This is a genomic window from Nocardia sp. NPDC051030 (genome assembly GCF_040683015.1).
Taxonomy (GTDB): Bacteria; Actinomycetota; Actinomycetes; order Mycobacteriales; family Mycobacteriaceae; genus Nocardia.
Genome location: NZ_JBFBCD010000001.1, coordinates 153,750 through 180,074, shown reverse-complemented (window position 1 = coordinate 180,074; position 26,325 = coordinate 153,750). Strand labels below are relative to the sequence as shown.

Here is a 26,325-nt window from a genome sequence, read left to right as displayed (position 1 = left end):
TACACCCGCCGCCGTCTCCTTTTTCCGCCGCCGCCGCTTTTGGCTTAACTGGGGGGGGTATGGGGCACGTATTCCCCCTCCCCGCCACCAGTGCTCCCTCGCCGATTACTAGCGCGGGGTGATTCGGAAGAGGCCGCTGAGGGTGCCTTGGTATTGGACTCTGCCGGGGGCGATGGTGCCGACCATCTGGAGAGTGTCGTGAATTGTGGTCGCGCCCATGAAGTGTTCGCTGTCGAGCTTGCCGGTGGCGGCGTCGATCACGGCGAATTGGTACTTGTCGGTGACTCCCGCGCTGCCACTGGCGCTTCCGCTCGAACTGCCGCTGGGCAGTTCGGCGCTGCCGAGAGACAGGATGCCGCGCCGGGTGACCGTGTAGATCTTGCCGTCGGCCACCGAGAGGCGGGGGACCGCGGCGGAGGGAACCGTATTGGTCCACACCACGGTGCACCCGGAGCCGGTGACGTCGATGCGGGTCATGCCGCCGGTGAAGGAGGCGCTGGCGGGTTGGCTGGGACCGGCATTCGCGGGGAGCTGCGGGTACGGATAGCCGTAGGTGCTGGCCACGAAGAGGCTGTTGCCGGAGCCGATGGGGGAGTTCTCGGTGCCGTCGATGGCAGGCACCGAGCAGACCGAGCTGCCGGTGGTGGTGTTGAAGACCAGCAGGTTTTCCTTGGTCGCCGCATTATCGGTGATGGCGAGATATTCGGTGCCGCTGCCGGGTCCGAAGAAGGTAGGGGTCGCGCCGGTGCCCCAGCTCAGCTGGCCGGGTTTGCGGGCAGGTCCGCGATCGTAAGCCTGCCGCCACACGACGTACGGATTGCCGCCGCCATCCACTTTGAGCAGGTACAGCGCGTGCGAGGTGGCCACGGCGACGCCCTCGGGTGCGGTCGAGATGCTATTGGCCACGGTCTCGCCGGGAGCCAGGACGATGGAATGTGCGGTGCCGGTGGCCGGGTCGACGAAGCCCGCGGCCGCATTGTCGGTGGCGAACCAGACGCGTCCGCCGAAGTCGGCCATGACCGAGCTGACCGCGTCGCAGTCAACCCCGCCGCAGTGCCCGGTGACCGCTTGGGACACATCGGTTTTCGAGGTGATTGAGAGTTTCCAGGAGCCGCCGTCGCGAGTGTGCCCGATGCGCAGCAGGTTTCCGCTGCCGTCGACGGTGACCATCCGGTCCTGCTCGTCGAGGTAGGCGTAGACGCCGCCGAGCAGGCTGCCCTTGGTGAGATCCAGGGAGGCCAGGGTGTTCCCGGTGTTCGGGTCGAGCAGCAGTACTTCCGGCGCGCGATCGGTGATCTTGGTGCAGAGCGCCTGCGGGAAGCCGTCCGCGCCTTGCAGGATGGTCGGGCAGGCCGCGGCCTCCTCATGGAAGTCGGCCTTGATATCCCCGGTGCCGGGTCCGGCGAGGGGCGTGCTGTCGGAGGATTCCGCGTCGCCGTGCATGGTCGCGGTGCCCAGCGGGCCCAGGTATGGGTTGGCGGGCGGGAGTGGGCCGAACGCCGCGGACGCGGTGCTGGTGGCGAGGGTCAGCAGCAGTGTCGCGCCGAATGCGGCGGTGGCGGCCGTGGTGCGGCTCAGTCGTGCGAGCACGGATATCCCCGATCGGTGGATCTTCGAAGCGCGGTAATTCTCTAGAGAACTGTGATACGAATATTCGTATCGACCAATGCGATTACTCGCATGGTCGGTCCACCGTAGAAGAGTGCCCGATCGCTCGCAAGAGTTTCGAGCGTCGCGGTTCTTTCAACAGGCACAGCTTCGACAAGCACAGCTTCAACGAGCACAGGTTCGACAAGCACGGCTCCTCGCGATGCGGGAGGATGGTTTCCGTGTCCGCGGCGGAATAGCCTGTCGCAACGCCGGGTTGTCCCGCCTTATGGCACCCGAGTCGGATCAGTCGGATGGATGGCGCATGATCGAGGACGTGACGGATCTATCGAACCCGAGCCTGCCTCCGATCCCGCCCAGTAGTTCGGCCATGCGCCGCGCGCTGCGCCGGGCCCGCGATGGGGCGACGCTCAATGTCGACGAAGCGGTGGTGCTGCTGCATGCGCGCGGCACCGACCTGGAGGATCTGTCCGCCTCGGCCGCGCGGGTGCGCGATGCCGGGCTGCGCGAGGCCGGATTCGGTGACGACCTGCCGATCACGTACTCCCGCAAGGTCTTCATCCCGCTCACCCACCTGTGCCGGGACAAGTGTCACTACTGCACCTTCGTGACCGTGCCCGGCAAGCTGCGCGCCGAGGGCAGAGGCATGTACCTCGAGCCCGACGAGATCCTGGAGATCGCCCGCAAGGGCGCCGAATTGGGTTGCAAGGAAGCGCTTTTCACCCTCGGTGACCGCCCGGAGGAGCGCTGGCCCGAGGCCCGGCAGTGGCTCGACGAGCGCGGCTACGACTCCACCCTGGACTATCTGCGCGCCATGTCCATTCGCGTGCTCGAGGAGACCGGCCTGCTGCCGCACCTGAATCCGGGTGTGATGACGTGGGAGGAGATGTCCCGCCTCAAGCCGGTCGCGCCCTCCATGGGCATGATGCTGGAGACCACCTCCACCCGCCTGTTCACCGAACCCGGCCAGGCGCACTACGGCAGCCCCGACAAGGATCCGGCGGTGCGCCTGCGCGCGCTCACCGATGCGGGACGCCTGTCGGTGCCGTTCACCACCGGCATTCTGGTCGGCATCGGCGAGAACCTCATCGAGCGCGCCGAATCCATTATGGCGATCCGCAAGGCGCACAAGGCCTTCGGGCACGTGCAAGAAGTGATCGTGCAGAACTTCCTGGCCAAGCACGACACCGCCATGCGCAATACCCCGGACGCGGACCTCGAGGAATTCCGCGCCACCATCGCCGTCACCCGCCTGTTGCTCGGCCCGAAGATGCGAATTCAGGCCCCGCCCAACCTGGTTTCGCTCGACGAGTGCCGCGCCCTCATTTCCGCCGGTATCGACGACTGGGGCGGGGTGTCACCGCTGACCCCGGATCACGTGAATCCCGAACGGCCCTGGCCGAACCTGGAGGTCCTGGCTCAGGTCACCAAGGAAGCCGGTTTCGTCCTCACCGAACGTCTCACCGCACATCCGAAGTACGTGCTGGCGGGTCACCCCTGGATCGACCCCCGCGTATCGAAGCATGTTGCGGCCCTGGCGGATCCGAAGACCGGCCTGGCGCGCAATGTGAATCCGGCGGGCCTGCCGTGGCAGGAGCCGGACCACGATTGGGAGTCGGTCGGCCGCATCGATCTCAATACCGCCATCGATATCGACGGCCGAAATACCGACTCCCGCAGTGATTCCGGGCTCGCCGATGAATCCCTCGGCGCGTTCGGCGACTGGGAGAGCATTCGCGAGCAGGTGCACGAGCTCGCCGCCGCGGCCCCCGAACGCTTCGACGCCGATGTCATGGCCGCCCTGCGCGCCGCCGAGAAGGATCCGGCCGGGCTCAGCGACGACCAGTACCTCGCCCTCGCCACCGCGGACGGCCCGGCCCTGGAAGCCATTACCGCCCTGGCCGATCAGCTGCGCCGCGACACCAATGGCGACGACGTCACCTACATCGTCAACCGGAATATCAACTTCACCAATATCTGCTACACCGGCTGCCGCTTCTGCGCGTTCGCCCAGCGCAAGGGTGACGCCGACGCGTTCACGCTCAGCGCGAGCGAGGTCGGCGACCGCGCCTGGGAGGCCTGGGTCGAGGGCGCGACCGAGATCTGCATGCAGGGCGGTATCGATCCCGAACTGCCGGTCACTGGTTACGCCGACCTGGTGCGTGCCATCAAGGCGCGCGTACCGGACATGCATGTGCACGCGTTCAGCCCCATGGAAGTCGTCAATGGTGCTTCACGCGGTGGCCAGAGCATTCACGACTGGCTGTCGGCGCTGAAGGAGGCGGGCCTCGACACCATTCCGGGCACCGCCGCCGAAATCCTCGACGATGAGGTGCGCTGGGTGCTCACCAAGGGCAAACTGCCCACCTCGGCCTGGATCGATGTCATCTCCACCGCCCACAAGCTGGGCATACGCTCCAGCTCGACCATGATGTACGGCCATGTGGACAACCCCAAGCATTGGGTCGGCCACCTGAACGTGCTGCGCGGAATCCAGGACGAGACAGGTGGTTTCACCGAGTTCGTGCTGCTCCCGTTCGTGCACCAGAGCGCTCCGCTCTACCTGGCGGGAGCCTCGCGCCCCGGTCCGACCATTCGCGACAATCGCGCCGCGCACGCGCTGGCGCGCATCATGTTGCATGGGCGCATCGACAATATTCAGACCAGCTGGGTGAAACTCGGCATCAAGGGCACCCAATTGATGCTGAACGGTGGAGCCAATGACCTGGGCGGAACCCTCATGGAGGAAACGATTTCCCGCATGGCCGGTTCCGAACACGGCTCCGCCAAGACCGTCGCCGAACTCACCGAGATCGCGGAGGGCATCGGCCGTCCGGTCCGGCAGCGCACCACCACCTATGGTGTGCCGCCGCATCGCGCACCGGTCGGTTCGCTCGCTTTGGGATAATCCCCGCCAGGGGTTGAGAACATCCGCAGCGTAGCGGCGGCGAACCGGCTCTGAAGTTAGGGCAGGCTGGCCAGTAGTAATGTGAACGCGCCGGGATACTGTTTCGCGGGGCGGAGCATCCCGCATGTGAGGACAGACTAGGAGAGCGGCAGTGCCGTACATCATCGCTGAACCGTGCGTTGACGTGAAGGACAAGGCGTGCATCGAGGAATGCCCCGTGGACTGCATCTACGAGGGTGGACGCATGCTGTACATCCAACCGGACGAGTGCGTGGACTGTGGTGCATGTGAGCCGGTCTGCCCGGTGGAGGCCATCTTCTACGAAGACGACACCCCGGATCAGTGGAGCGGCTACGTCAACGCCAATGTCGAATTCTTCGACGATCTGGGTTCGCCCGGCGGCGCCACCAAGGTCGGCAAGGTCGATTTCGACCCGCCGTTCATCGCCGCTCTGCCGCCGATGGCCGCCGAGTAGGTAGTCCTTGACTGCGCGTGTTCGGGTCAGCAGCCTGCTACCCGATTTCCCCTGGGACACCATCGCTTCCGTGAAGGCGAAGGCCGCTTCGCATCCGGGCGGCCTTGTCGACCTCTCGGTCGGCACACCCGTCGATCCGGTGGATCCGCTGATCCAGGAAGCACTTTCGTCGGTAGCGGCGGTTCCCGGGTACCCGACCACGCACGGCACCCCCGAACTACGCGAAGCCGTTGTCGCGGCGCTCAAGCGGCGCTTCGGCATCACGGGGGTGGACCCGTCCGCCGTGCTGCCCGTGATCGGCACCAAGGAGCTGATCGCGGGTCTGCCGCGACTACTCGGTCTCGGCGCGGATGACCTGGTGGTGATTCCGGAGGTGGCGTACCCGACCTACGAGGTGGGCGGGCTGCTGGCCGGTACGCGGATCCTGCGCGCGGACGGGCTGACCCAGCTGGGGCCGGAGAAGCCCGCGCTGATCTTCTTGAACTCGCCGTCCAATCCGACCGGCAAGGTGCTCGGCGTCGAACATCTGCGCAAGGTCGTGGAATTCGCCCGCGAGCGCGGCGCGATCGTCGCCTCCGACGAGTGCTACCTGGGCCTGCCCTGGGAGGGCCGGGCCGTCTCGGTGCTCGATCCGGAGGTCAGCGAGGGCGATCACACCGGCCTGCTGGCCATCCACTCCCTGTCCAAGACTTCGAATCTGGCGAGTTACCGCGCCGGATTCGTCACCGGAGATCCCGCGCTGGTGGCCGAGCTGCTGGAGGTGCGCAAGCACTCCGGCATGATGCTGCCCTACCCGATCCAGGCCGCCATGACCGCGGCCCTCGGCGACGACACCCACGAGGCGCAACAGCGTGAGCGCTACCGGGCCCGTCGCGAGGTGCTGCGAAAGGCCTTGGAGCACGCCGGGTTCCGGATCGACGACTCCGCGGCCGGACTGTACCTGTGGTCGACCCGTGGCGAGCCCTGCCGGGTCACCTTGGACTGGCTGGCCGAGCGTGGCATCCTGGCGGCCCCGGGCGAGTTCTACGGACCGCGCGGCAATCAGCATGTGCGCATTGCGCTCACGGCCACCGACGAACGCATCGCGACCGCGGCTGAGCGCCTGACCAGCTGATTTACGGTTGTCCGGGGCGGCATGATACCGTCTTCGACGTTGCCAAAGCGGTATTCCGGCAGCAAAACACAAGGCCCTGTAGCGCAGTTGGTTAGCGCGCCGCCCTGTCACGGCGGAGGTCGCGGGTTCGAGTCCCGTCAGGGTCGCAAGAGTTTCGACAAAGAGCGGCACCGGTTTTCCGGTGCCGCTCTTTTGTTTTCCCGACGTACCAGCGTTTCCCCGACATGCCAGCGTGCGCTCGACACGCCAATGGCGACGCGCCAGGCCGGATCTGTAGTTTGTGGAAAAGTGACACGCGTTTACTTCACTAGATCTATAACAGGTTCTCATTGCAGTCTCGATGAGGAGCCTTTCAGTGCGTGGATTCGTTTATGAAAACCCCGGTTACAGCCAGTACGGCAGCGGTGTCAGCCGGCGGGGGTTCCTAGCTGCAACAGGTGTCATATTGGGGGCGACGGCACTAGCCCGGCCGGGGGTGGCACGGGCCCAGACCGCGACCCTCGCCGATGGCGACAAGGTGCAGGTGCTCGTCATCGGCAGCGGCTACGGCGGCGCGGTGGCCGCACTGCGACTGGCCCAGGCCGGGCAGCAGGTCGCCATTGTCGAGAAGGGCATGTCCTGGACCTCGCCCGGCTCCGACGGAAAAGTCTTCTGCAACATGCTCAAACCGGACGGCCGGTCCTTCTGGCTGCGCACCAAGACCGATCAACCGGTCAACCACTTCATGGGCGGGGATTACAACAAGACCATCCCCAAGTACACCGGCGTCCTGGATTCCGAGCAGTTCAGCGGGATTCGCGTCTACCAGGGGCGCGGCGTCGGCGGCGGCTCGCTGGTCAATGGCGGCATGGCCGTGACACCGAAACAGGAGAACTTCGCGAGCATCCTGCCCTCGGTGGACGCGGGCGAGATGTACTCCACCTACTACCCGCGCGCCAATGCCGCGCTCGGCGTCAACACCATCGACAAGACCTGGTTCGAGACCGCCGACTGCTACCAGTTCGCGCGCGTCGGCCGCAAACAGGCTGAGCGGTCCGGGTTCTCGTGGACCTTCGTGCCGAATGTGTACGACTTCAATTACATGAAACAGGAGCAGGCCGACACCGCTACCCGCTCGGCACTCAATGCCGAGGTCATCTACGGCAATAATGCCGGTAAGAAGTCCCTGGACAAGACCTACCTGGCTGCGGCCACCGCCACCGGCAAGGTGAGCATCACGCCGCAGCACGTGGTCACCGAGGTCTCGCCGACCGACGGCGGCTACAAGGTGGTGATGAACCAGATCGACACCTCCGGCGCGACCGTGGGCACCAAAACCGTTGTGGCGCAGAAGGTGTTCTTCGCGGCGGGCAGCATCGGCACCAGCAAACTGCTGGTGACGCTGAAGGCCACTGGGAAACTGCCGAATCTGCCCAACTCGGTGGGCACCGGCTGGGGCAATAACGGCAATGTCATGGTGGCCCGGCAGAACCAGGCCTGGGACGCCACCGGCTCGCTGCAATCCTGTATTCCGGTCCTCGGCATCGACAACTGGGCCGACAGTGGCGGGCCCGCCTTCGCCGAGGTATCGCCCTTCCCGGCCGGTATCGAAACCTTCGCCAGCCTCTACCTGGCCATTACCAAGAACCCGAATCGCGGCACCTTCACCTACAACTCCGGCACCGGCGGCGTGGACCTGAATTGGCAGACCTCCTGGAACCAGCCCAGCATCGATGCGGCCAAACGGATCTTCGACAAGATCAATACCAAGGAAGTCACCATCTACCGCACCGACCTGTTCGGACCCACCAAGACCTGGGGCGACGACTTCGCCTACCACCCGCTCGGCGGCTGCGTGATCAACCAGTCCACCGACAACTACGGGCGGCTCACCTCCTACCCGGGCCTGTACGTGATCGACGGATCGCTGATTCCCGGCCTCACCACCGTGAACCCGTTCGTCACCATCACCGCACTGGCCGAACGCAATATCGAGAACATCGTGGCCAATGATCTGACTTAGCCCGCGGGCGTGTCTGTCCCGGCTGCGGGACGGGTTCGCGCGATAGCCTTGGATATGGACGCTGTCACGGTTGTCCCCATTCCTGGCAATGAACCGGTGCACACCTACGCGCCGGGTAGCCGCGAACGCGCACTGCTGTCGGGCAGACTCGCCGAACTCTCCGCCGAAACCCTGGACGTGCCGCTGGTCATCGGCGGCGAGCATCAGCCCGGGACCGGGGAACGCGCCGAGATCGTCATGCCGCACCGGCACCGGCACGTACTGGGGACCTATACCGATACCACTCACGACGAAGCCCGATCGGCCGTACAGGCCGCGGTCGCCGCCGCCCCGGGCTGGCGGCGCACGCCGTTCGACGAACGCGCGGCCGTCCTGCTGCGGGCGGCCGATCTACTCGCCGGGCCCTGGCGGGAAACCATCGCCGCCGCCACCATGCTCGGACAGTCGAAAACGGTGCAGCAGGCCGAGATCGACGCACCCTGCGAACTGGTCGACTTCTGGCGATTCAATGTCGCCTTCGCGCGGCAGATCCTGCAGCAGCAGCCGGAATCCTCGGCGGGCGTATGGAATCGGATGGACTACCGGCCCCTGGAAGGGTTCGTGTACGCCATCACGCCGTTCAACTTCACCGCCATTGCCGGAAACCTGCCCACCGCACCGGCCTTGATGGGCAATACCGTGGTGTGGAAACCATCTCCGACACAGACGCTTTCGGCGTACTACACCATGAAACTGCTGGAGGAGGCGGGACTGCCGCCCGGGGTGATCAATATGGTCACCGGGGACGGAATCCAGCTCTCCGAGGTCGTGCTGGCGGATCCACGGCTGGAGGGGATCCATTTCACAGGATCTACCCGTACCTTCCAATATCTGTGGCAGACCGTCGGCGCGAATATTGCCCGCTACCACAGCTATCCGCGCCTGGTGGGGGAGACCGGCGGCAAGGACTTCATTGTCGCGCACGCCTCCGCCGACCCGGATTCGCTGCGCACCGCGCTGATTCGCGGAGCCTATGAGTATCAGGGACAGAAATGCTCGGCGGCCTCCCGCGCCTACATCGCGAAATCGGTGTGGCGCGAGATGGGAGACGCGTTCCTCGCCGAGGTCGAGGAACTCACCTACGGTGATGTCGCCGATCTGTCGAATTTCGGTGGGGCGGTGATCGATCGGCGCGCCTACGACAAGAACGCCGCCGCCATCGACCGGGCCCGCAGCAAGGGGCTCACCATCGCGGCGGGCGGCACCTGCGACGACTCCGAGGGCTATTTTGTCCGGCCCACCGTGCTGCTCAGCGACGATCCGGGCGACGAGTCCTTCGCTACCGAGTACTTCGGCCCCATCCTGTCCGTGCATGTGTACGACGACGATGCCCCGGGCGGCTACGCCGATGTCCTCGCCACCGTCGAATCGACCTCGCCCTATGCCCTCACCGGCGCGATCTTCGCCCGCGACCGCCAAGCCGTCGAACATGCCGAGGCCGCACTGCGATTCGCCGCGGGCAACTTCTATATCAATGACAAACCCACCGGCGCGGTCGTCGGCCAGCAACCCTTCGGCGGGGCCCGCGCCTCCGGCACCGACGACAAGGCGGGCTCACCACTCAACCTGCTGCGCTGGGTCGCCCCGCGCACGCTGAAGGAAACCTTCATTCCCCCCACCGATTACCGATACCCGCACATGGAGGCGTGATGAACCCATTGCGTCCGGCGATCCTCGCCGCGGCCGGATCGACGCGCATGAAGAAGGCGGTCACGCGCATCCCGGTCACCGCCGGGGTGGTGCGGCGGTTCGTGGCGGGGGAGACGCGGGACGAACTCGTCCCGGTGGTGCGCGAGCTACTGGCCAGCGGCCGGATGATCAGCGTCGACTTCCTCGGCGAGTACACCACCGAACAGGCCATGGCGAATGCGGCCGTCGCGGAATATGTTTCACTCATCGACGACCTCGCGGCACTTGGGGACTCGCTGGGTGAGGTGCCGAACGTGGAAGTCTCGGTGAAGCTGTCCGCGCTCGGCCAGGCACTGGGGCCGGACGGTCCGGCCATTGCCACGGAGAACCTGCACAAGCTGTGCGTCAAGGCGGTCGAATCGCGGGTCTGGGTCACCGTCGATGCCGAGGACCACACCACCACCGACGAGACCCTGGAGACCGTGCGGCAGCTGCGGCACGAATTCCCTTGGCTGGCAGTGGCGGTGCAGACGTATCTGCGCGCCGCCGAGGACCGCTGTCGTGACCTCACCGCGGACTCCGCTCGAATCCGCCTGTGCAAGGGCGCATATCAAGAGCCCGAGAATGTTGCCTACCAGCGCAATGCCGATGTGGACGCGTCCTACCTGCGCTGCCTCGACGTCCTCATGCGCGGCCCGGGCTACCCGATGGTGGCTTCCCACGATCCGGCCATGATCGAGGCCGCCCTCGCCCTCTCCGCCGAAAACCGGCGCAGCCCCGGCGATTTCGAATTCCAGATGCTCTACGGGATACGCGACGCCGAACAACGCCACCTCGTCGACGACGGCCACGCCCTGCGCGTCTACGTCCCCTACGGCGGCCAGTGGTACGGCTACCTCATGCGCCGCCTCGCCGAACGCCCCGCCAACCTCGGCTTCTTCCTGCGCGCCCTGGCCGAACGTGGCTAGACCAGCGAGACGCCCAGGCGGCGGCGGATTCGCATGTCCGTCAGATAGAAGTTGAAGGGGAACACGCGGATCACCGTGGGCATGCGGGTCCACACGGCCGAGAAGGTCTTCAGGAACCGTCCGAAGTTGCGCTCGTCGCGGGCGGTCCAGGTCATGCGCATTTCCTCGCGAAGGTGCTGCGGGAGCAGAGCGGTGACGAAGAAGCGATTCAGCCGGGCGAAGACGAACTGGACGGGCTTCGGCATCATCTTCAGGTCAGCGAGGTTGTTGAAGTACTCGCGGGTCCGGTCGTCGATGGTGCGATTGGGGAGGTTCTCCTCCCAGTACGCGTAGAACTCGTCGCGGGTGGCGGGCCACATCTCCTCGCGCATCTGCAAGGTGGTGCCCAGACGCGCGCTGTACTGGTAGAAGGCTTCGGCGGTTTCGGGATCCATGGATCCGTGCATGCGCAGGTACATGTCGTCGAAACCCCAGTACAGGCAGCAGGCCACCCACAGCTGCAACTTCGGGTCGAAGGCGTTGTACTTGACCGGGCTGTCCGGCTTGGAGCGCACGCTGCGATGTGAGCGGTTGACGGCTTCGCGGTAGTCCGCGCGCTCGTCCTCGCTACCCATCCAGGCGACCGCCAGGTACGTGAGGGTGGTGCGCAGCCGCTTGATCGGGTGCAGGGTGACCTTGCCGCTGTCGACGTCACTCTCCAGTACGCCGTAGCCGACGGGCGGGTGGGAGAGCTGCATGATCACATTGGCCGCGCCGCCGAGGAATGCGGCGGGGCCGTCGAGGTACTCGCGGACGGCTTCCGGGGTCAGCTCGGCGTATTCGACCGGCTGGTACTCATCGGACTTGCGCAGGGGTGCGGTCATCGTCGACACGGCTCCTCGTAGTCACTCCTCGCCAATGAGGAGAATGTGAGAAAGTTCGCTTCTCACCTTCTCATCGAGGGGTGCCGGTGTCAATGTGCGATGATTGGTGCCTCATCGTATCTCCGCCATCGGAAGGGGCCTGGACCATGGCCAAGCTGGCCAAACTCCTGCCGCTCGTGCGCGGATCCGCCCCCGAGGACAAGGGGCAGACCAAGGTCCTGGACGCGGCGCTGATGGCCTTCCTCGACTTCGGCATCAAGCGCACCAGCATGGTCGAGGTCGCCCGGCGCGGTGGGCTCTCCCTCGCCACGCTGTACCGGCGCTTCGCGGGCAAGAACGATCTCATTGCCGCGGTGGGCCTGCGTCAGGCTCGCCAGTTCGTGACCGATGTGGATGCCGCCCTGCGCGAGCCGATCGAGCGCGATGCCAGCGCCGAGGAGCAGATCGTCGCCCTGTTCGTCGCCTTCAGTGAGGGCCTGCGCGGCAACCAGCTGCTCGTCCGGCTCATGAACACCGAACCGGAAATCGTGCTGCCCTACCTCACCGTGCAGGGCGCGCCGGTGCTCGAACTCGGCCGCGACTATCTGGCCGAGTTCATCACCCGCCTGCAATCGGAAGGCAAACTGCCCGAATACGATCCGCTACCGCTCGCCGAAATGATCGCGCGCACAGCGCTTTCCTTGGCGCTCACCCCGCAGACCGTCATTCCCCTCGACGACAGCGCCGCGCTGGAGCAGTTCGCCAAAGACCATGTGGTGCCGGGCTTCCGGATCTTCTGACCCTCACACGAGTTTCAGGCCCAGTCGGCGGCGCAGGCGCAGGTCGATCAGATAGGCGTTGAGCGGGAAATTGCGCACCGGCCGGGGTGCGACGCGCTCCACCGCACCGAGTGTGCGCATCATGCGGGCCAGCAGCTTGTCCTGGCGTGGAGTCCAGGTCATGCCCATTTCATCGCGAAGATGTTGCGGCAGTAGGCCTATGACGAAGAAGCGCTGGAGGGGTCCGAAGGCCATCTGTACGGGGCGGGGAAACATCTTCAGATCGATGAGGTCCTCGAAATAGGCCTTCACCGTCGGGTCGATCGACGTCTTCGCGAGGTTCTCATCCCAATAGGCTTGGAAGGCGGCGCGATCCGCGGGCCACATCTCCGGGCGCATCTGCAGGCTGGTGCCGAATCGGGCGGACCACTGGTAGATGGCGTCGGCGTCGGACTCGTTCATCGGGCCGTGCATGCGCTCGTAGGCGTCATTGAGGCCCCAGTAGATGCTGGCGGCCACCCACAATTGGAGCTTGGGGTCGAAGGCGTTGTACTTCACCGGACTTCCGGCGCGGGAGCGGACGCTCCGGTGCGAGGTATTGACGGCCTCGCGGTATGTCGCGACGTCTTCCTCATTGCCCATCAGCGCCACCGCCAGATAGGTGAGGGTGGTGCGCAGCCGCTTGATGGGGTGGAGCATGACCTTGCCGCTGTCCACGGTGCTCTCGACCACGCCGTAGGCGACCGGGGGAGTGGCGAGCTGCATGATCACGTTCGCGGTGCCGCCGAGAAACGCGGCTGCGCCATCCAGGAACTGCCGAATATCGATCGGCGGTTCGTCTACCTCGGGCGTCGTTGCGCGAAGCGGCTTGGTCATCGTTGACCCCATCCTCGTGTGAGAAGTTTGTACACAAACGCTCTCACCCACTCAGGGCTGTGTCAACCATCACAGCAAGATCGAAGCCCATTCGTGGCAGGCAGTAGCCTTGGCCCGTGTCGTACGGATCCCCGCTCTTGCTGAGCTCGCTGAATCCCGCCGCCGTGGCCGCCGGGGACGATATTCCGAATGCCGTCACCATCGACGGCGAAGTGCTCTCGCGCAGCGATCTGCTGGGCGGGGCCACCTCCGTTGCCGAGCGCATCGCGCAGGCGCAGCGGGTGGCGGTGCTGGCCGAACCGACCGTGACCACCGTGCTGGCCGTGGTGGGCTGCCTCATCGCGGGGGTCACCGTGGTGCCGGTGCCGCCGGATGCGGGAAGCGCGGAACTCGAGCACATTCTGAAGGATTCGGGTGCGCAGGCCTGGCTGGGCACAGCGCCGGAGGGGACCGGACTGCCGGTCGTGCCGGTGCGCAAGCATGCGCGGTCGTGGCATCGCTATGGCGAACCCGCCCCCGCATCAACGGCTTTCATTCTCTACACCTCCGGCACCACCGGCGCGCCCAAGGGCGTGATGCTGAGCCGTCGGGCCATCGCCGCCGGGCTGGACGCGCTCGCGCAGGCCTGGGAGTGGACCTGGAAAGACACTCTGGTGCACGGACTTCCGCTGTTCCATGTGCACGGGCTGATCCTCGGCGTGCTCGGTCCGCTCCGGGTCGGCAGCCCGCTCGTCCACACCGGTAAGCCGACTCCGCAGGCCTACGCCGCCGCGCACGGCAGCATGTACTTCGGCGTGCCGACGGTCTGGTCCCGGGTCACCGAAGAGCCCGACGCGGCAAGGGAATTGGCGAAAGCGCGAATTCTGATCTCGGGCAGCGCGCCGCTGCCGGTGCCGGTGTTCGAGCGGCTGCAGGAGCTCACCGGGCATGCGCCGATCGAGCGCTACGGCATGAGCGAAACCATGATCACCCTGTCCACCCGGCCCGACGGGGAACGGCGTCCCGGCTGGGTCGGCACGCCGGTCGCCGGAGTCGAGACCCGGCTGCGCGACGAGGCGGGCGAGGCCGTGCCCCACGATGGGGAAAGCGTTGGCGGGCTACAGGTTCGCGGGCCCATGCTCTTCGACGGCTACCTCGGCCGTCCGGAGACCACGGCCGAGAACTTCACCGAGGACGGCTGGTTCAAGACCGGCGATGTGGCGGTCATCGACGCGGCGGGCTTCCACCGGATTGTCGGGCGGGAGTCGGTGGATCTCATCAAGTCCGGTGGCTACCGGATCGGCGCGGGGGAGATCGAGACCTCGTTGCTCGGGCATCCGGCCGTCGCCGAGACCGCGGTGATCGGCGTTCCGGACGAGGATCTGGGGCAGCGCATCATCGCGTACGTGGTGCCGCGCAATGGCTTCGGTGCGGCAATTGCGCAGGAGCTCATCGACCATGTGGCGGGGGAGCTTTCGGCGCATAAGCGTCCCCGCGAGGTGCGCATGGTGGACTCCCTGCCGCGCAATGCCATGGGCAAGGTGCAGAAGAAGCTGCTGTCCTGACGCGCCCAGCCGTTTTCTGATGCGGACAGCCCGGCGGGCTTGACCTCGAGCGCACTCGAGGTCCTAATGTCGCGGGCATGATCGCAACACTGTCGCCCGCCCAGCTCGACTATCTCGGCAGCCAGCGCCTGGGTCGGCTCGCCACCGTGCGGCCCGACGGCTCGCCACAGAACAACCCGGTCGGCTTCCGCTACAACGAGGCCCTGGGCACCATCGATATCGGCGGCTTCAATATGGGCGCGAGCCAGAAGTTCCGGAATCTGGCCAAGGAGGAGCGCGTCTCCTTCGTCGTCGACGATGTCGCCTCACTCAACCCGTGGACCGTGCGCTGCCTCGAAATCCGCGGCACCGCACAGGCCTTGAAGGATGTCGACTCCTACGTCGAGGGCTCCCGCGAACTCATCCGCATCACCCCGGAGCGCATCCTCGCCTTCGGCATCGAATAACGCGGCATCGAATAACACAGCGCCCCTCGCGAATCCATCGCAAGGGGCGCAGCGTCAGAAGCGATAACTCAGTCGTTGGCGTGCAGCGCGGCATTCAGTTCGATGCCGGTGCCCTTGCGCGCCACCACTTCCACCGCACCCGAGAGCGAATTGCGGCGGAACAGCAGGTTGTTCTTGCCGGACAGTTCGGCGGCCTTGATCACCGCGCCGTCCGGGAGGACCACCTTGGTTCCGGCGGTGACGTACAGCCCCGCCTCCACCACGCAGTCGTCGCCGAGCGAGATGCCCAGGCCCGAGTTCGCGCCCAGCAGGCAGCGCTCGCCGAGCGAGATGACCTGCTTGCCGCCACCGGACAGGGTGCCCATGATGGATGCGCCGCCGCCCACATCGGAGCCGTCGCCGACCAGCACACCGGCCGAAATGCGGCCCTCCACCATGGAATTGCCCAGGGTTCCGGCATTGAAGTTCACGAAGCCCTCGTGCATGACCGTGGTGCCCGAGGCCAGGTGCGCGCCCAGGCGCACGCGATCGGCGTCGGCAATGCGCACACCGGACGGGGTCACGTAGTCGACCATGCGCGGGAACTTGTCGATGCCGTACACGGTGACCGGGCCGCGGGCGCGCAGCTTCAGCCGGGTCAGCTCGAACTCCTCGAGCGAGCACGGGCCGTGGTTGGTCCACGCCACATTGGCGAGCAGCCCGAACTGGCCGTCCAGGTTCGCGCCGTGCGGGCGGACCAGTCGGTGCGAGAGCAGGTGCAGGCGCAGGTACACATCATGGGTGTCGATCGGGGCCGCGGCCAGATCGGCGATGGTGGTGCGCACCACGACCGTCTCGACCCGGCGCGCCTCGTCCACGCCCGCCAGGTCGGCGAACTTGGCGTACTCCGCATCCGAGGCATCCAGGCGCTGGGTACCGGTCGCCGCGAATTCCCCCAGCTCGGGGTACGGGTACCAGGTGTCCAGAACCGTGCCATTGGTGGTGATGGTGGCGATGCCGACCGCTGATGCTCCCTGAATGCTCACAGCTCTAGAGGTTACCGGGAGTAGAAAGTGACACATCACGGTGTCGATTTGTGCCATCGCAGGTGGGATGCAGAGAGCGGAGGTAGTTCCTCCTTTAGGGTGGGTTGAGTGACCATCGATCTGAGCGCCGACCCCATCAACCTGACTGCCGCTCTCGTGGACATTCCCAGCGTGTCCAAGGACGAGAAACTCATTGCCGACATTGTCGTGAAGGCATTGCGTGAGCAGACCGAGGGGTTCGAGATCGTGCGGCACGGCAATACCGTGCTGGCGCGCACCAATCGCGGCCTGCCCACCCGGGTCATTCTCGCCGGGCACCTCGACACCGTGCCGATCGCCGACAATGTGCCCAGCCGCTTCGAGGTCGGGCCGAACGGCGAGAAACTGCTCTTCGGCTGCGGCACCGTCGATATGAAATCCGGCGACGCGGTCTTCCTGCATCTGGCCGCCACCGTCGCCGATCCGGTGCACGACATCACGCTCATCTTCTACGACTGCGAGGAGATCGCCGCCGAGTTCAATGGCCTCGGCCGCATCGAACGCGAACTCCCCGAATGGCTCGAGGGCGACCTCGCCATTCTCGGCGAACCCTCCGGCGGCTGGATCGAAGCCGGTTGCCAGGGCACGCTGCGCATTCGCCTCACCACCTCGGGCGTGCGCGCGCATACCGCGCGAGCCTGGCTGGGCGACAATGCGATTCACCGGCTCGCACCGATTCTGGAGCGGCTGGCCAACTATGAGGCACGTGAGGTCGAGATCGACGGCTGCGTGTACCGCGAGGGCCTGTCCGCCGTGCGCGTCTCCGGCGGTGTCGCGGGCAATGTGGTGCCCGATGTGGCCGAGGTGGACGTGAACTTCCGCTTCGCCCCCGATCGCACCCTGGACCAGGCCACCGAACATGTGCGCGAGGTCTTCGCCGGTCTGGACCTGGGCTTCGAGCGCACCGACGGCGCGCCCGCCGCGCTGCCCGGGCTGTCCGCGCCCGCCGCCAAGGACCTCATCGAGATCGTGCACGCGCACGGCAGCGGCGGCGTCCGCGCCAAGTACGGCTGGACCGATGTGTCCCGCTTCGCCGCCCGCGGCATCCCGGCCGTGAACTTCGGCCCCGGCGACCCGAATCTGGCCCACAAGCGGGACGAACACCTGCCCGTGGAGCAGATCACCCAGGTCACCTCCATGCTGCGCAGCTACCTCACGGGCGACAAAGCCTGACCCGGTACGGTTGGCTGCATGTCTGCTGAGGCCGAAAACCCCCGTGTGAATTCGCCGAAGACACCCACCTTCCGCGGTCCGATAATGCTGCGGCGCGACCGCAAGGAAGGCATCGGCACCACGGATCAGCATCTGCTGGACGAGGGCGGGTCGGCCGACTGGGTGCACACCGATCCCTGGCGCGTGCTGCGCATCCAAGCCGAATTCGTCGAGGGCTTCGGCGCTTTGGCCGAGGTCCCGCGTGCGGTGTCCGTGTTCGGATCGGCGCGTACGCCGGTCGAACATCCGGAATACCAGGCCGGAATGGCGATCGGTGGTGCCCTGGCGCGCGCCGGATTCGCCGTCATCACCGGCGGCGGGCCGGGAGCCATGGAGGCCGCCAACCGCGGCGCGTCCGAGGCGGGCGGATATTCGATCGGGCTCGGTATCGAGCTGCCGTTCGAACAGCACCTCAATGAGTGGGTCGACCTCGGGATCAACTTCCGCTACTTCTTCGCCCGCAAGACCATGTTCGTGAAGTACTCGCAGGCATTCGTCTGTCTGCCAGGCGGATTCGGCACCCTGGACGAACTCTTCGAGGCGGTGACTCTGGTTCAGACCCGCAAGATCACCCGTTTCCCGATCATCCTGTTCGGCACCAAATACTGGTCGGGACTGGTGGATTGGATGCGCGACTCACTGCTCGGCTCGGCCAAGATCGGACCCGGCGACCTGAATCTGTTGCACGTCACCGACAGCGTGGACGACGTCATCGCGATCGTCACGCAGGCCGCCGAGGCGCGCGCGGAATCCGAAGCGGCAGCGGGGGATCAGCGGTGAGCGACCCGTATTCGGTATGCGTCTACTGCTCCGCCAGCGCCGGTGACCAAGCCGCCCTGGATCTGGCGACCGCCGTCGGAGCCGAAATCGCGCGCCGCGGCTGGCAATTGGTGTCCGGCGGTGGCCACGTGTCCATGATGGGCGCGGTTGCCACGGCGGCGCGGGCGGGCGGCGCGAAGACCATCGGCGTCATTCCGAAGAAGCTCGTCCACCGCGAAATGGCCGACGTCGACTCCGATGAACTGATCGTCACCGACTCCATGCGCGAGCGCAAACAGATCATGGAAGACCGCGCCGACGCCTTCCTCACCCTCCCCGGCGGCATCGGCACCCTCGAGGAACTCTTCGAAACCTGGACCGGCGCATACCTCGGCGTACATGACAAGCCGGTGGTGGTGCTCGATCCCGAGGGCCACTACCGCGGCATGTTCGCCTGGATCGAAGAACTCCGCGAGAAGGGCTTCGTGGGGCGCCAGGCCCTCGACCGGGTGGTCGTGACCGACGATCTGCCGACCGCGTTCGCGGCTCTGAACCCCGACTTCTGACCTCGGGGTTGACCTAATCCGCCGAAGTTGCGATGCTTCTCGCCGAACGAAGTGGAACCAACTGGTTTCACTCGACAACCCGGCGTACATCCGCAAGGGTGTGAATCGGTGCGCCGAGGCTAACCCATGGGGGAGACAGCCACGTGCGCCGCGTGAGCACGACCCGGTGAGGAGTCAACGAAGTGAATACGGATGCCCGTTCGACCGTGAGCCTGCTGGACCTGGCCCGCAGTCTGCCCGGAATGGCGTGGCAAGCGCCCGGCATGCTCCGCAATGCCGTGCACATGCTGGTGAAACCCGGGAATCGGGCCTCCATCGGACTGTTCTTCCAGCGCACCGCTGATCGGCATCCGGACCGGCCCTTCCTGAAATTCGAAGGGCGCGTGTACAGCTGGGGCGAGGCCAATGCCGAGGTCAACCGGTACGCGAGCGTGCTCACCGACCGCGGCGTCAAGCGCGGCGACGTGGTCGGCATTCTGATGACCAACCGGCCCGAGGCGCTACTCGCCGTGCTCGCCGTGGTGAAGCTCGGCGCGACCGCCGGACTGCTCAACCACAATCAGCGAGACACCGTGCTGCAGCACAGTTTCGGACTCCTGAACTCGGTCGTGAACGTGATCGGCGAGGAGTGCGCGGACGCCCTCGACACCCTCTCCGAGTCGCTGACTGGCGTGCTCTGGGGCCAAGAGCTGGAAACCGCCGCCCGCACCGCCGATTCGAGCAATCCCGCTGTGTGCGAACAGATCACGGCCAAGGAACGCGCCTACCTGATCTTTACCTCCGGCACCACCGGCCTGCCCAAGGCCAGCGTCATGACGCATCTACGCTGGACCAAATCCATGGCCGGAATCGGAGGTCTCGGTGTCCGGCTCGACAACCGCGACACCCTGTACTGCTGCCTGCCGCTCTATCACAACAACGCGCTCACGGTGGCGCTGTCCTCGGTGATCGCCGGCGGCGCGACTCTCGCACTGGGGCGCAAGTTCTCGGCCTCCCGCTTCTGGGAGGAGGCCATCGCCAACCAGGCCACCGCCTTCGTCTACATCGGCGAACTCTGCCGCTATCTGCTCAACCAGCCCGCCAAACGGACCGACCAGCTGCACAAGGTCCGGCTCGCCGTCGGCAATGGCATGCGCCCGGAGGTGTGGGACAACTTCCAGCAGCGATTCGGCATCAAGCGGATCGTCGAGTTCTACGGCGCGAGTGAGGGAAACGTCGCCTTCATCAATGCCTTCACCGTCGACAAGACCGCCGGGTTCACCCCGTTGCCCTTCGCCATCGTCGAATACGACGAAGCCACCGGCAAGGCCCGGCGCGCCCCCGACGGCAAGCTGCGCCGCGTCCGCTCCGGCGGCGTCGGCCTCCTGCTCGCCAAGGTGACCACCAGCTCCCCCTTCGACGGCTACACCGACAAGTCGGCCACCGAATCCAAGCTCGTCCGCGACGGCTTCAAGCCCGGCGACTGCTGGTTCGACACCGGCGACCTGGTCCGCGACCAGCGCTGGGGCCACATCGCCTTCGTCGACCGCCTCGGCGACACCTTCCGCTGGAAGGGCGAGAATGTGGCCACCACCCAGGTCGAGGGCGCCTTCGACGGCATCGACTCGGTCACCCAGGCCGTTGTCTACGGCGTCGACATCCCCGGCACCGACGGCAAGGCGGGCATGGCAGCCGTAACCCTCGCGGAGAACGCCGTTTTCGACGGCAAGATCGCCGCTAAGACCCTCTACGACCGCCTCCCGACCTACGCCGTCCCGCTGTTCATTCGCGTGGTCCCGGAACTCGAACAGACCTCCACCTTCAAGAGCCGCAAGGTCGAACTCCGCAACCAGGGCTTCACCGAAGACTCCGATTCCACCCTCTACGTCCTCGCGGGCAAGTCCGACGGCTACATCCCCGCGTACCCGGACTACGCCGACGACGTGGCCGCCGCCAAGGCTCCGCGTAACTGAACCGTCGCCGCGGCCGACAGGCACCGTGTTTCGGTCCCCGCCGAAACATGGTGCGTGAGTCGACTACTCGTTCATAAGCTCCTGAACAGCAACGTTTAGGAGCTTGGACATGATGAAGGATGTAGCGGCGCGGGTAGACGGCGATATGGTGGTCGCGCACCTCGCCGACGATGTGATATCGGCGTGGAAACGTCTGCGGCTCTTGTGGTTGCAGGGTCGTCGGAAGGGTGCGCGGGAGTCATCGGTGGTGCCGCGGTCGCCGAGCGCGAACGATTTGCTGGACTCTCTCATCGCCGCGACATGGCGAGGTCCGCGGTGACCGGAGGTAGCGTGGTTCCGAACCGAGGAACGACGATGCGGGGCGGGGAATGAAGCGGATCCACTGCACGCCCGACGATTTGATGCGTATTCGAATCGGGCCGCCGCTCGGCGCGATCGGCGAGACCATTCTCGCCTCCCGCATCGTGCAGCGCCGCGACGCGGTCGTCTTCGACGGTTGGCGCAGGCAGGTTCTCGGCGCGATCCCGGAGAATTTCGGTGTCCTCGCCGATATCGTTCCTCCGATCGGCGGCCACTTCCTCGACCTGATCACGCCCACCCGCAACGCACAGCCGCGGTCGATGGCCGCGGGGATCGAGGCATTGCATCTGGCATCGCGCGACGAGATCCGCAATGAGGTGGAATGCCTGATCCGATACCGCGCGGAGAACGGTGTCCAGCCACTACCCACGTGGACATCGGAGCTGTCCGATCGGGACGGCAGCGCGCGACGCGATTTCGCGGCCGCCGCCGAGGCATTCCACTCGGTGGCGTTCGCCGGCCGATGGGCACATATCCAGTCCTATCTCGACAGCGCCGCCGAACAGCTGGCCCGCACCCTGGCCACCGAGGGCGTCGAACGAATGCTGGCCGCTCTGCGGCCGTTCGTGCGCTGGCACGCACCGGTCCTCGAGATCTCCACGAACGCCCACCGCCACGACGAGTACCTCGATGGACGCGGCCTCGTCATCGTGCCCTCCCTGTTCGCCTGCCCCGAACCGGTCCTGCTCATGTCCACCGTCGATACCGACGCGCCGCACACGCTGATCGTCCCGGTAGTGCACCGCATCGGCGATTTCGCAGCGGCATGGGGTCCCCGCCCGATCAACGAGGCACTGATCGGGCTGCTCGGCCGGACCCGCGCCGCCGCCCTCCAAGAAATCGCGGAAGGCTGCTCCACCACCGAACTCGCACGGCAATTGGAGATCTCACCCGCGACGGCGAGCGAGCACGCATCGATCCTGCGCGCGGCCGGGCTCATCGAGAGCCGCAGGTACCGAAACACCATGCGGCACGAGGTGACGCCCCTCGGCGCGGCCCTACTCGACGGCAATCTCGAGCGCGGTATTCGCGTCGCGTAATAGACCCCCGGCCAGGGATCGGTTCCGGTCGGCTGCCCCAGGAGGGGCGGTGAGGTTGACGGCTGAACTCCCACGAACCGGCCGTGCCCACGTCCTGTAATGCCGAGGTCCGGATTACCGGCCTATTCATGCACTAACCTCTGTTGCCGGTCAGCTTTCTGACTGTTCATGGGTCTAAGTGCATGTTCAGGCCGGACGCGATCGTTGCTGTGCCTTCCGGACGCGACATCCTGTCATGCCGCTGCGAGGGCGTTCTGTACGCGCGAGATCAACTGCGGCGCAGAACATTCGGTTGCCGACTGTGTGAGGTTGTCAGCAGCTGTTGGGCGTTCATGCTGCGGGCTGCCGGGCAGGGGTGTTCGTCAGGAGTCTTGGCGAGCGGTGGCGGTGAGGGTGCCGAGCAGGGTGAGGGCCTGGCGGCTGGGGGTGGCGGGGTCGGCGTGGTAGACGACGAGTGCTTGGCCGGGGCTGGATCGGACGTCGAAGGTTTGCATCGTCAGCGTGAGTGGGCCGAGGTCGTGGTGGTGGAAGCGCTTGCTTTCCAGGGTCTTTCCTCGAGCGTCGTGAGTGGTCCACAGGCGTGCGAATTCGGGACTGCGGTCGAGTAGTTCGCTGAGCACCTGCTGGATTCGCGGGTCGTCAGGAGCTTGGCCGTGGCCGAACCGGAACCCGGACACCGAATTACGGGCGACGTCGTGCCAGTCCGCGTAGAACTCTCGGGCAGCGGGGTCGGTGAAGACGATGTGCATGAGGTTGCGCGAGTGGGTCCAGTCGTGGAACAGCGCGTCGGCGATCGTGTTGGAGGCGAGGACGTCGTAGGCCCGGTTGTAGACGACGGCGGGGTTGTCGGGCCAGGCATCCATGAGCTGCAGCAGGCTCGGATCGACGCGGTCGGGTGTCGCGGTGGTGCGGGCGCGCGGGGTGAGCCCGGCCAGCCGGAATAGATGCTGGCGGCCGTCGGCGTCGAGCCGCAACGCGGTGGACAGGGAATCGACGACCTGCGCCGACGGTCCACGCTCACGGCCCTGCTCGAGCCGGATGTAGTAGTCGACGCTGACCCCGACCAACAGCGCCACCTCCTCGCGCCGCAGACCCGGAACCCGACGCGGTCCCACGGATGGGAGGTTCACCTGCTCGGGCCGTAGTTGCGCGCGGCGAGCCCGCAGGTATTCGCCGAGTTGGGTCGGTGCCATATCGGCCATGGTAGGTCGCGCCCGGCCCGGTCATCCTGGGTGCGCTGCTCCCACGAGAACGGCGTCCTGCCGCCAGGCGCTCGTCCCGGACATCGTGGTCGACATGGCTACGAAACAGAAGACAGTGCTGGTCACCGGTGCCAGCAGCGGAATCGGCGAGGCGGTCGCCGCCCGGCTGGCCGGTGCGGGACATCACGTCGTCGCGGGCGCCCGGCGCACCGACCGACTGCACGCACTGGCCGAACGCGTCGGCGGCACCCTGCATCCGGTCCGGCTCGACGTCACCGATCCCGCTGACGTCGCCGCCTTCGTCGAGGCCGCGCATCAACTCACCGGACGCGTCGATGTCCTTGTGAACAATGCCGGGGTGATGCCGCTGTCGCGGCTGGACTCGCTGCTGGTCGACGAATGGAACCGCATGATCGATGTGAACATTCGCGGTCTCCTGCACGGAATCGCCGCGGCCCTACCGTATTTCACCGCGCACGGCTCCGGCCACTTCGTCACGATCGCGAGCGTGGGCGCCCACGAGGTGGTGCCGACCGCAGCGGTGTACTGCGGCACCAAACATGCCGCCTGGGCGATCACCGAAGGGCTGCGACAGGAGTGTGACCCCTCGATCCGGGTCACGACGATCTCACCCGGAGTGGTCACCTCCGAATTAGCGGACTCCATCACCGAACCCAGTGCAGCACAAGCGATGCGCACCTACCGGGCACACGCCATCACACCCGATGCCATCGCCGCGGCCGTCTCCTATGCCATCGATCAGCCCGCGGAGGTCGACGTGAACGAGATCGTCATACGCCCGGCCCGGCAGCGTTGACAACCGGCAACCACCGACGGTTCGGGTACCTCGATAACCCGCCAAGTTCGCCGACCACAACCAGCAGCCGCAACGCGTACGCCTACAAGAGCCCCAGCTAGGGCTCGTATTGGCGTGGGCCGCGCTGCTCGAGCATCCTTGGCTGGCGGTCGACTCGGTGACCTAGCTCGAGCGCGGTATTCGCATCGCGTAGTGGCCCCCGGTCAGGGATCGGTTCCGGTCGGCTGCCCAGCAAGGCTGGAACAGGGGTCGGTACATTGGGGTGCATGTGTGCGCCGTTGCCGACATTGTGCGGGAAGCCGGTGGCGACGGATCGGGCGCTGGTGATGGCGATCGTGAACCGGACGCCGGATTCCTTCTATGACAAGGGCGCGACTTTTACCGATGAGGCCGCCATGGAAGCGGTTTCTCGGGCCGTGCGCGAGGGCGCGGATCTGGTCGATATCGGAGGCGTGAAGGCCGGGCCCGGGTCGGATGTGGATGCCGTGGAGGAAGCGCGGCGGGTGGTGCCGTTCGTGGCCGCCATTCGGGAGAAGTTTCCCGAGCTACTGATCAGCGTCGACACCTGGAGGGCTGAAGTGGCGCGAGCCGCGGTCGCCGAGGGCGCGGACCTGATCAATGACACCTGGTCCGGGGCCGATCCGGAACTGGTGGGGGTGGCGGCCGAGTTGGGTGTGGGGATTGTGTGCAGCCACACCGGCGGGGCGATTCCGCGGACCCGGCCGCATCGGGTGCGGTACGCGGATGTGGTGGCCGAGGTGACCGAGACCGTGGTGACCGCGGCCGAAAATGCTGCGGCCGCGGGGGTGGCCAAGGACTCGATTCTGATTGATCCGACCCATGATTTCGGGAAAAACACCTATCACGGGCTCGAATTGTTGCGGGCGATAGACGTTCTTGTGAAAAGCGGATGGCCGGTCTTGATGGCGCTGAGTAATAAGGATTTCATCGGAGAGACTCTTGGTGTCGGCCTGTCCGAGCGATTGGAGGGCACATTGGCTGCGACTGCTTGGTCAGCCGCCGCCGGTGCGCGTGTCTTCCGTGTGCACGAAGTCGCCGCGACCCGACGGGTGGTGGACATGATTGCCGCCATCCAAGGCCAGCGCCCGCCCGCCCGAACCTTGCGAGGTCTCGCATGAAGCATCAGAACTGGGTTTCGACGAACACCTGGGATCGTCCCGACTGGACGGTCCGAGAACTGGTAGCGGTCAAGGGCGACCGCACGGTCTCCGTGGTGCTGCCCGCACTCAACGAGGAAGACACCGTCGCCGCCGTGGTGGCCAGTATCCGGCCCCTGCTCGGCACGCTGGTGGACGAACTCGTCGTCCTGGACTCCGGCTCCACCGACGCCACCATCGAACGCGCGCAGGCCGCCGGGGCCCGCGTGGTGACCCGCGAGCAAGCGGTCCCCGAACTCGAACCGGTCCCCGGTAAGGGCGAGGTGCTGTGGCGCTCGCTCGCCGCGACCACGGGCGACCTGATCGCCTTCGTCGACTCCGATCTCATCGACCCGGACCCCATGTTCGTGCCCAAACTCCTCGGTCCCCTGCTGACCGTGGACGGCATGCACCTGGTGAAGGCCTACTACCGCCGCCCGCTGCGCCAGGGCGACACCATCGACGACAATGGCGGCGGCCGCGTCACCGAACTGGTTGCCCGGCCGCTGCTCGCGGCGCTGCGCCCCGGGCTCTCGAATGTCTTGCAGCCCTTGGGCGGTGAATACGCGGGCACCCGCGAACTCCTCACCGCGGTGCCCTTCGCGCCGGGCTACGGCGTCGAGATCGGCCTGCTCCTGGACACCCACGACATGCTCGGGCTGTCCTCCATCGGCCAGGTGAATCTCGGTGTGCGCCAGCACCGCAACCGGCCGCTCGCCGAACTCGGCGTCATGAGCCGCCAGATCGTCGGCACCTTCCTGCGCCGCATGGGCGTCGCCGACTCCGGTGCGGCGCTCACTCAATTCCCGCTGGTAGGTGGCGAATTCATCGCCCAATCCACCGAGGTCTCCCTGGCGGACCGTCCGCCGATGAACACCCTGCGCCCCGCGGAGGCTGCTGCCTGAGTGGGGCTGGGCCCCACGCCCCGAGGGGGAGATTCTTGGGGGCAAGCCCCCAAACTCCCAG

23 protein-coding genes and 1 tRNA gene are annotated in these 26,325 nt (G+C 66.3%); 19 read left to right on the top strand and 5 right to left on the bottom strand.

What is annotated here, in order from left to right; genetic code table 11:
• Positions 1-108 precede the first annotated feature (108 nt).
• Positions 109-1,590, bottom strand: coding sequence for a hypothetical protein (locus tag AB0N05_RS00840; protein ID WP_364685640.1), 1,482 nt, complete (start codon positions 1,588-1,590; stop codon positions 109-111).
• A 322-nt stretch (positions 1,591-1,912) separates the two neighbouring features.
• On the opposite strand from AB0N05_RS00840, the gene AB0N05_RS00835 reads away from it, so the two are divergent.
• The 7 genes from AB0N05_RS00835 (at position 1,913) to AB0N05_RS00805 (ending at position 10,743) form a co-directional block, all read left to right on the top strand.
• On the top strand, positions 1,913-4,516 hold the full coding sequence (locus tag AB0N05_RS00835) for a bifunctional FO biosynthesis protein CofGH (RefSeq protein ID WP_364685637.1): 2,604 nt from the start codon (positions 1,913-1,915) through the stop codon (positions 4,514-4,516).
• Between the two features lie 151 nt (positions 4,517-4,667).
• Positions 4,668-4,991, top strand: a complete 324-nt coding sequence (gene fdxA / locus AB0N05_RS00830) for a ferredoxin (protein WP_364685634.1) — start codon at positions 4,668-4,670, stop codon at positions 4,989-4,991.
• A 7-nt stretch (positions 4,992-4,998) separates the two neighbouring features.
• Positions 4,999-6,105: a succinyldiaminopimelate transaminase gene (gene dapC / locus AB0N05_RS00825; protein ID WP_364685631.1), complete on the top strand. Its 1,107-nt coding sequence runs from the start codon at positions 4,999-5,001 to the stop codon at positions 6,103-6,105.
• A gap of 72 nt (positions 6,106-6,177) precedes the next feature.
• Positions 6,178-6,251, top strand: a tRNA-Asp gene (locus tag AB0N05_RS00820).
• A 194-nt stretch (positions 6,252-6,445) separates the two neighbouring features.
• Complete coding sequence (locus AB0N05_RS00815; RefSeq protein ID WP_364685628.1) at positions 6,446-8,107, top strand: GMC oxidoreductase; 1,662 nt, start codon at positions 6,446-6,448, stop codon at positions 8,105-8,107.
• 54 nt (positions 8,108-8,161) lie between these two features.
• Entirely contained in the window at positions 8,162-9,796 is a 1,635-nt protein-coding gene (gene pruA, locus AB0N05_RS00810) for an L-glutamate gamma-semialdehyde dehydrogenase (protein ID WP_364685625.1), read from the top strand.
• Positions 9,796-10,743 carry a proline dehydrogenase family protein gene (locus AB0N05_RS00805; protein WP_364685622.1) on the top strand — a complete coding sequence of 316 codons (948 nt, stop codon included), beginning with the start codon at positions 9,796-9,798 and terminating at the stop codon, positions 10,741-10,743. The genes pruA and AB0N05_RS00805 overlap by 1 nt, the downstream gene beginning before the upstream one ends.
• Here the strand turns inward: AB0N05_RS00805 and AB0N05_RS00800 are convergent.
• Positions 10,740-11,606 (bottom strand): oxygenase MpaB family protein, encoded by an 867-nt coding sequence (locus AB0N05_RS00800; protein ID WP_364685619.1) that lies wholly within the window; start codon positions 11,604-11,606, stop codon positions 10,740-10,742. The two genes, AB0N05_RS00805 and AB0N05_RS00800, sit on opposite strands and share 4 nt — an antisense overlap.
• A gap of 146 nt (positions 11,607-11,752) precedes the next feature.
• Here AB0N05_RS00800 and AB0N05_RS00795 point away from each other — a divergent pair, with 146 nt between their 5' ends.
• Complete coding sequence (locus AB0N05_RS00795; protein WP_364685616.1) at positions 11,753-12,385, top strand: TetR/AcrR family transcriptional regulator; 633 nt, start codon at positions 11,753-11,755, stop codon at positions 12,383-12,385.
• Between the two features lie 3 nt (positions 12,386-12,388).
• Here the strand turns inward: AB0N05_RS00795 and AB0N05_RS00790 are convergent, their stop codons facing one another.
• On the bottom strand, positions 12,389-13,240 hold the full coding sequence (locus AB0N05_RS00790) for an oxygenase MpaB family protein (protein WP_364685612.1): 852 nt from the start codon (positions 13,238-13,240) through the stop codon (positions 12,389-12,391).
• 116 nt (positions 13,241-13,356) lie between these two features.
• Here AB0N05_RS00790 and AB0N05_RS00785 point away from each other — a divergent pair, with 116 nt between their 5' ends.
• Together AB0N05_RS00785 and AB0N05_RS00780 are read left to right on the top strand one after the other, a co-directional pair.
• Positions 13,357-14,784, top strand: a complete 1,428-nt coding sequence (locus tag AB0N05_RS00785; RefSeq protein WP_364685609.1) for an acyl-CoA synthetase — start codon at positions 13,357-13,359, stop codon at positions 14,782-14,784.
• A gap of 77 nt (positions 14,785-14,861) precedes the next feature.
• On the top strand, positions 14,862-15,230 hold the full coding sequence (locus AB0N05_RS00780; protein WP_364685606.1) for a PPOX class F420-dependent oxidoreductase: 369 nt from the start codon (positions 14,862-14,864) through the stop codon (positions 15,228-15,230).
• Positions 15,231-15,298: 68 nt separating this feature from the next.
• Here the strand turns inward: AB0N05_RS00780 and dapD are convergent, their stop codons facing one another.
• Positions 15,299-16,255: a 2,3,4,5-tetrahydropyridine-2,6-dicarboxylate N-succinyltransferase gene (gene dapD, locus AB0N05_RS00775; RefSeq protein WP_364685603.1), complete on the bottom strand. Its 957-nt coding sequence runs from the start codon at positions 16,253-16,255 to the stop codon at positions 15,299-15,301.
• A 108-nt stretch (positions 16,256-16,363) separates the two neighbouring features.
• Here dapD and dapE point away from each other — a divergent pair, with 108 nt between their 5' ends.
• The 6 genes from dapE to AB0N05_RS00745 all read left to right on the top strand — a co-directional run bounded on the left by dapE (position 16,364) and on the right by AB0N05_RS00745 (position 22,183).
• Complete coding sequence (gene dapE, locus AB0N05_RS00770; protein ID WP_364685600.1) at positions 16,364-17,467, top strand: succinyl-diaminopimelate desuccinylase; 1,104 nt, start codon at positions 16,364-16,366, stop codon at positions 17,465-17,467.
• Between the two features lie 18 nt (positions 17,468-17,485).
• Complete coding sequence (locus tag AB0N05_RS00765; protein WP_364685597.1) at positions 17,486-18,286, top strand: TIGR00730 family Rossman fold protein; 801 nt, start codon at positions 17,486-17,488, stop codon at positions 18,284-18,286.
• Positions 18,283-18,831, top strand: coding sequence for a TIGR00730 family Rossman fold protein (locus tag AB0N05_RS00760; protein ID WP_364685594.1), 549 nt, complete (start codon positions 18,283-18,285; stop codon positions 18,829-18,831). The genes AB0N05_RS00765 and AB0N05_RS00760 overlap by 4 nt, the downstream gene beginning before the upstream one ends.
• 182 nt (positions 18,832-19,013) lie before the next feature.
• Positions 19,014-20,783 carry a long-chain-acyl-CoA synthetase gene (locus AB0N05_RS00755; RefSeq protein WP_364685591.1) on the top strand — a complete coding sequence of 590 codons (1,770 nt, stop codon included), beginning with the start codon at positions 19,014-19,016 and terminating at the stop codon, positions 20,781-20,783.
• A gap of 109 nt (positions 20,784-20,892) precedes the next feature.
• The gene (locus AB0N05_RS00750) at positions 20,893-21,102 is read left to right on the top strand and encodes a hypothetical protein (RefSeq protein WP_364685588.1); all 210 of its coding nucleotides are present in this window, start codon (positions 20,893-20,895) and stop codon (positions 21,100-21,102) included.
• 49 nt (positions 21,103-21,151) lie between these two features.
• Complete coding sequence (locus AB0N05_RS00745; protein WP_364685586.1) at positions 21,152-22,183, top strand: winged helix-turn-helix domain-containing protein; 1,032 nt, start codon at positions 21,152-21,154, stop codon at positions 22,181-22,183.
• A gap of 362 nt (positions 22,184-22,545) precedes the next feature.
• Here the strand turns inward: AB0N05_RS00745 and AB0N05_RS00740 are convergent, their stop codons facing one another.
• Positions 22,546-23,376 carry a helix-turn-helix transcriptional regulator gene (locus AB0N05_RS00740; protein ID WP_364685583.1) on the bottom strand — a complete coding sequence of 277 codons (831 nt, stop codon included), beginning with the start codon at positions 23,374-23,376 and terminating at the stop codon, positions 22,546-22,548.
• Between the two features lie 103 nt (positions 23,377-23,479).
• On the opposite strand from AB0N05_RS00740, the gene AB0N05_RS00735 reads away from it, so the two are divergent.
• The 3 genes from AB0N05_RS00735 (at position 23,480) to AB0N05_RS00725 (ending at position 26,264) form a co-directional block, all read left to right on the top strand.
• Positions 23,480-24,202, top strand: coding sequence for an SDR family oxidoreductase (locus AB0N05_RS00735; protein WP_364685580.1), 723 nt, complete (start codon positions 23,480-23,482; stop codon positions 24,200-24,202).
• A 266-nt stretch (positions 24,203-24,468) separates the two neighbouring features.
• The gene (folP, locus tag AB0N05_RS00730) at positions 24,469-25,341 is read left to right on the top strand and encodes a dihydropteroate synthase (RefSeq protein ID WP_364685577.1); all 873 of its coding nucleotides are present in this window, start codon (positions 24,469-24,471) and stop codon (positions 25,339-25,341) included.
• A complete protein-coding gene (locus AB0N05_RS00725; protein WP_364685574.1) occupies positions 25,338-26,264 on the top strand; it encodes a glucosyl-3-phosphoglycerate synthase in 927 nt (308 codons plus the stop codon). Before folP ends, AB0N05_RS00725 begins: the two co-directional genes overlap by 4 nt.
• Positions 26,265-26,325 lie beyond the last annotated feature (61 nt).